6 protein-coding genes are annotated in these 5,039 nt (G+C 62.8%); 5 read left to right on the top strand and 1 reads right to left on the bottom strand.

Translation table 11 applies throughout. The features are described from left to right. The 4 genes from WBB85_RS22650 to WBB85_RS22635 all read left to right on the top strand — a co-directional run. On the top strand, positions 1-630 hold a 630-nt coding region (locus WBB85_RS22650; RefSeq protein ID WP_432640827.1), incomplete at its 5' end, for an AMP-binding protein. Positions 631-651: 21 nt separating this feature from the next. After that, positions 652-2,064 (top strand): FAD-binding oxidoreductase, encoded by a 1,413-nt coding sequence (locus WBB85_RS22645; RefSeq protein WP_432640826.1) that lies wholly within the window; start codon positions 652-654, stop codon positions 2,062-2,064. Continuing rightward, on the top strand, positions 2,057-2,269 hold the full coding sequence (locus WBB85_RS22640; RefSeq protein ID WP_432640825.1) for a hypothetical protein: 213 nt from the start codon (positions 2,057-2,059) through the stop codon (positions 2,267-2,269). Before WBB85_RS22645 ends, WBB85_RS22640 begins: the two co-directional genes overlap by 8 nt. Positions 2,270-2,337: 68 nt before the next feature. After that, a complete protein-coding gene (locus WBB85_RS22635; RefSeq protein WP_432640824.1) occupies positions 2,338-3,258 on the top strand; it encodes a hypothetical protein in 921 nt (306 codons plus the stop codon). Here the strand turns inward: WBB85_RS22635 and hemC are convergent. Further along, positions 3,255-4,199 (bottom strand): hydroxymethylbilane synthase, encoded by a 945-nt coding sequence (hemC, locus tag WBB85_RS22630; protein WP_432640823.1) that lies wholly within the window; start codon positions 4,197-4,199, stop codon positions 3,255-3,257. The genes WBB85_RS22635 and hemC overlap by 4 nt on opposite strands. A 102-nt stretch (positions 4,200-4,301) precedes the next feature. Here hemC and hemE point away from each other — a divergent pair. Then, the coding region (gene hemE / locus WBB85_RS22625; RefSeq protein WP_432640828.1) for a uroporphyrinogen decarboxylase at positions 4,302-5,039 on the top strand (738 nt) is incomplete at its 3' end.

Below are 5,039 nucleotides of genomic sequence, written 5' to 3'. Positions count from 1 at the left end.
ATCATTCTGGAACGCTACGGCATGACCGAAACCAATATGAACACCTCGAATCCCTATGACGGGCAGCGCAAACCCGGGACCGTCGGCCTGCCGCTTGCAGGGGTCGAGTTGAAGATCACAGACCCCGACACGGGCGCAACTTTGCCGAAAGGCGAAATCGGCATCATCGAAGTTCGGGGGGCAAACGTCTTTCAGGGCTACTGGCAGATGCCGGAAAAGACCGCGGAAGAACTGCGTCCTGACGGTTTCTTCATCACCGGGGATCTCGCCCGGCTCGATGAGGACGGCTATGTGGTGATCGTGGGTCGCTCCAAGGACCTTATCATCTCGGGCGGCTATAACATCTACCCGAAAGAGGTCGAACTGGTGCTCGACGAAATGCCCGGCGTGCTCGAAAGCGCGGTGATCGGCGTTCCCCATCCCGATTTCGGCGAAAGCGTCGTCGGCGTCCTAGTGGCACAGAAAGGTGCTGCCCCGGACATTCCCGTCATTCTCGCCGAAGCGGGCAAGCGGCTCGCCAAGTTCAAATTGCCCAAACGCCTGGTGGTGGTCGACGCACTGCCCCGTAACACGATGGGCAAGGTCCAGAAAAATGTCTTGCGTGAACGATATGCGCAAAGTTTCGCGTGATGCTTGAATAGGGGATTGGTTATGGAGTTGATCGAACAACTTACAGGGATCTGCGGCGCGGCCCATGTTCTGACCGGCAAGGACGCCACGCGCTACGGCACCGACTGGATGGGAAAATATGTCGCCCAGCCGATTGCAGTCGTAAGGCCGGGCGACACGTCCGAAGTGTCCGCCGTGATGCGGCTGGCGCATGAAACCGGGACTCCCGTTGTTCCGATATCCGGCAATACCGGGCTGGTCGGGGGCACCTATGCGGATGGCGCGCTCATGCTGTCGGTCGAGCGTCTGAACCGGATCCGCGACATCCGGCCGGAAGCCCGTATCGCGCTGGTCGAGTCTGGCGTGATCCTGTCAAAGCTGCACGACGCCGCCGATGCAAAAGGTCTGGCCTTTCCGCTGTTCTTCGGGGCCCGCGGCTCGGCCATGATCGGCGGCAACCTGTCGACCAATGCCGGCGGTTCAAACGTGCTGCGCTACGGCAACACCCGCGCGCTCTGTCTCGGGCTGGAGGTCGTGCTGCCCGATGGCGAGGTCATGGACCTGATGAGCGAGCTTCACAAGGACAACTCCGGCTACGACCTGAAGGACCTTTTCATCGGTGCCGAAGGGACGCTTGGCGTGATCACTGCGGCCGTCATGAAACTCGTCCCGAAACCCCGCGCCTATGCAACGGCCATGGTCGCGGCTCGATCCCTGCCGGACGCATTGGTGCTGCTGAACCGGCTGCAGGCCGCCACCGGCGGCATGGTCGAAGGGTTCGAGTTCATGCCCAGAACCTATATGGAGCGCCTGAGACAGATCTTGCCGGAACTGACCCCGCCGCTGGGTTACGACCATGATGTTACGATCCTCGTCGAACTCGGCGCCACCGCGCCCCGCGATGTGGACCCGCTTGATGATGGTTCGATCCCGGTAACGCGATTGCTCGAGGAAACGCTGACAAACCTGATCGAACAGGGGCTGGCAACCGACGCCGCCGTCGCTCAATCGGGCAGCCAACGGCTGGCGATGTGGAAGATCCGCGAAAGTGCGGCAGAGATCACCCTCGGCCGCCTGCCGATCATCGACACCGACGTCTGCGTGCCGCTCGACAAGGTTGCCAGTTTCATGGACATGGTGCTGGAGCGGCTGGAACCACTGGATCCGCAGGCCGACACGATCACTGTCAGCCATCTTGGTGACGGCAACCTGCATTTCTCGGTCTGGCCTTCTTCCCAGGATCCCGACGCCCATGATGACATCCGCGAGATGGTCGAGGATGTGACGCTGGAACTCGGCGGATCGTTCTCGGCGGAACACGGTATTGGCTTGTCGAAACTGCCCTCGATGGAACGGCGCAAGAACAAGGTCGCGCTGAAAGTCATGCGACAGATCAAGCAGGCGTTGGACCCCAAAGGCATCATGAACCCGGGTAAAGTCATCCCGAATGCTTGACACGTTGCGCCAGATCGCGCGCGACAGGATATTAGGCCTCGTTGCCCTCTCAGTCTTCTGCTACGGCGCTTATGCAGCGTCCATTGCACCCCACCAGTCACTTGTTGCAATCAGCGTCTTCGGATTCACCGACGGCGCTTATTCGGCGATCATGGCCTTCGGCTCTGCCCTTTCGGTCACCGCTTCGTTTGGATCGGAATCCTGACTGACCAGAAAGGGGACCGCAGAAAGATCCTGATCGCCTCCGCCGCCCTCGGCGCGGCGGGCGCTGGCTTGGTCTTTCTAGTCCGCTCGCCGACGGCCTATCTCGTCGCGCATATGTTGGTCTTCCCGTTCTCGGCGACGATCTTCGGCCAACTGTTCGCCCTTGCCCGCCTCGCCACGGCTGAACAGACAGCCGCCAGCCGGGATGGAACCATGGCCGCCCTGCGCGCGCTTTTTGCCCTTCCCTTCGTCATTGTGCTGCCCCTCTGGTCTTTGGCCTTCGATCGCGGCGCACCGCTGATCCTGATCTATGGCGTGCTTGCGCTCGGCTTTGCCGTTATCACCGCACTTCTGGCAATCCGCTGGCCATCGGCCCGTGCGGCGGAACTGAATGATCCGAAATCCGGCATCCGCTTCTCTGCCGCCCTGCGGGAAATGACGGCATGGCCGGTCACCGCGAGAATTCTGGTAATCGCGTCGGTTCAGGCGGGGGTCACGCTCTACATGGTCCTTCTTGGCCTGATCATGACGACCGGCGGCGGACGCGAAACCTCGGATGTCTCGCTTTTCGCCGGACTCGTCGCGGGACTCGAAGTGCCTTTCATGCTCGCCTCGCCGATGCTGCTGTCGCGACTTTCGAAATCCGCACTTATCGCCGCTGCCGCCTTCATCCATGCAGGGTTTCTCTGCGCTTTCCCGCTGGCGGCCCCCTATCCGGTCGTCTGGTTCCTGGCGATCCCCGCTGCAATGGGAGCGGCGGTAACGCTTTCCGTCCCAATCGCCTATATGCAGGACCTGATGTCAGCCCGCCCCGGCGCGGGCGGCGCACTGATCGCGGTTCTTCACGTCACCGGCCGGGTCATCGCCGCCGCCGTCTTCGGGCTTGGAACGGCGATATCGGGCTACGGGCTTGCCGCGATGCTCGGGGCAGGGCTCGCAGCCGCCTCGGGCCTTACGCTCTTGATGATGGACAGGCGGCGTCCGGCTTAACGCCAGTCAAAAAACCCTTCGCCTGCCCGCGCCAGCAGACCCTCGGCCATGACGCGCCCCATCTCGGGGCCATCCTCGATCGCGCCGCTCTGATCGTCGTCCAGCGCCTCCGACCCGTCGGTGCGCAGGATCTGGCCGCGCAGCCTCAGGCTGCCGCCGTCAAGCTCTGCAAGACCGGCAATCGGGGTTTGACACGATCCATCGAGCGCCGTCAGGAATGCGCGCTCAGCCGCGATCCGCTGGCCCGTAGGCCGATCATGAAGCGCCTCGAGCAGACCTGCCGCGCGCTGATCATCAATACGCCGTTCAATTCCGATGGCCCCCTGCGCCACAGCGGGCAGCATGTCCTCGGGCACGACGGGCACACACGGCACTTGATCCATCTTCAACCGCCTCAGACCGGCCATCGCCAGGAATGTCGCCGCGGCGACGCCTTCATCAAGCTTGCGCAGCCGGGTCTGAACGTTGCCGCGAAACTCCACGACCTGCAGATCGGGGCGGCGATGCAAAAGCTGGGCGCGCCGCCGCAGGCTGGACGTTCCGACAACAGCGCCTTCGGCAAGATCTGCAAGCCCGTTCGCGCTGACTGAAACGAAAGCGTCGCGCACATCCTCGCGCGGCAGATAGCAGTCCAGCATCAATCCCTTGGGCTGCTGCACCGGCATGTCCTTCATCGAATGAACGGCGATGTCTATCGCGCTGTACAGAAGATCGTTCTCTATCTCGCGGGTGAACAGCCCCTTGCCGCCCAGCTCTTTCAGCGGCCGGTCCTGGACCCTATCGCCGGTGGTCGAGATCACGACGATCTCGAATGCCTCATCCGGCAACCCGAACGCCGCCATCAGCCGGTGCCGGACTTCATGCGCCTGCGCCAGCGCCAGCGGCGAACCGCGCGTACCGATCTTGAGCGGTTTGACCGCCGAGGGAAGTTCCAATGTCATGCCCCTCCTCTACTTGTGACGAAGCGCGCTGACAACAGTGACCGGGTTGACAAACTGTTGCAGGCACCCGACGACAGCCGCAACGAACAGAAAGGGCAGACCATGGTGGAAACCAAGACAATCCTGCGGGCACTGGCCGGAGAAGTGCTGCCGACACCGCCCGTCTGGATGATGCGTCAGGCCGGGCGCTACCTGCCGGAATACCGTGCCACGCGCGAAAAAGCCGGCGACTTCCTGTCGCTCTGCTACACTCCCGACCTTGCCGCCGAGGTAACGCTGCAACCGATCCGCCGCTTCGGATTCGACGCGGCGATTCTCTTCGCCGACATCCTGCTCGTTCCGCAGGCGCTTGGGGCCGACCTGTGGTTCGTCACTGGGGAAGGCCCGCGGTTGTCCACCGTCACCGGCAAGGCCGACCTCGCAAGGCTCAAGACAGTCCCCGACATCCATGAAACGCTGGGTCCGGTCTACGAGACCCTGAAGATCCTGACCGGCGAATTGCCCAAGGAAACGACCCTGATCGGATTCGCGGGCGCGCCCTGGACGGTTGCCACCTACATGATCGCGGGCCGAGGCACGCCCGATCAGGGTCCGGCCCACAAACTGCGGATGGAAGACCCCGCGACGTTCGACGCCCTGATGGACCTGCTGACGGCGGCCACCATCGAATACCTTTCCGCCCAGATCGAGGCCGGGGCAGAAGTCGTCAAGCTTTTCGACAGTTGGGCCGGCTCATTGAAAGGCGATGCCTTCGACAAATACGCTCTCGCCCCCGCGCGCACAATCATCACCGCTCTGAAGGCCCGCCATCCTGCCATACCGGTCATCGCCTTCCCGCGC

The sequence above is a fragment of the Albidovulum sp. genome (genome assembly GCF_049646345.1).
Classification (GTDB): Bacteria; Pseudomonadota; Alphaproteobacteria; order Rhodobacterales; family Rhodobacteraceae; genus Albidovulum.
Note: the sequence above shows the minus strand (reverse complement) of the source record. Positions and strands in the feature narration are given on the sequence as shown.

Coding starts and splice junctions, on each gene's coding strand:
- WBB85_RS22645 (WP_432640826.1), top strand. CDS start 652: ATGGAGTTGATCGAACAACTTACAGGGATCTGCGGCGCGGCCCATGTT.
- WBB85_RS22640 (WP_432640825.1), top strand. CDS start 2,057: ATGCTTGACACGTTGCGCCAGATCGCGCGCGACAGGATATTAGGCCTC.
- hemC (WP_432640823.1), bottom strand. CDS start 4,199: ATGACATTGGAACTTCCCTCGGCGGTCAAACCGCTCAAGATCGGTACG.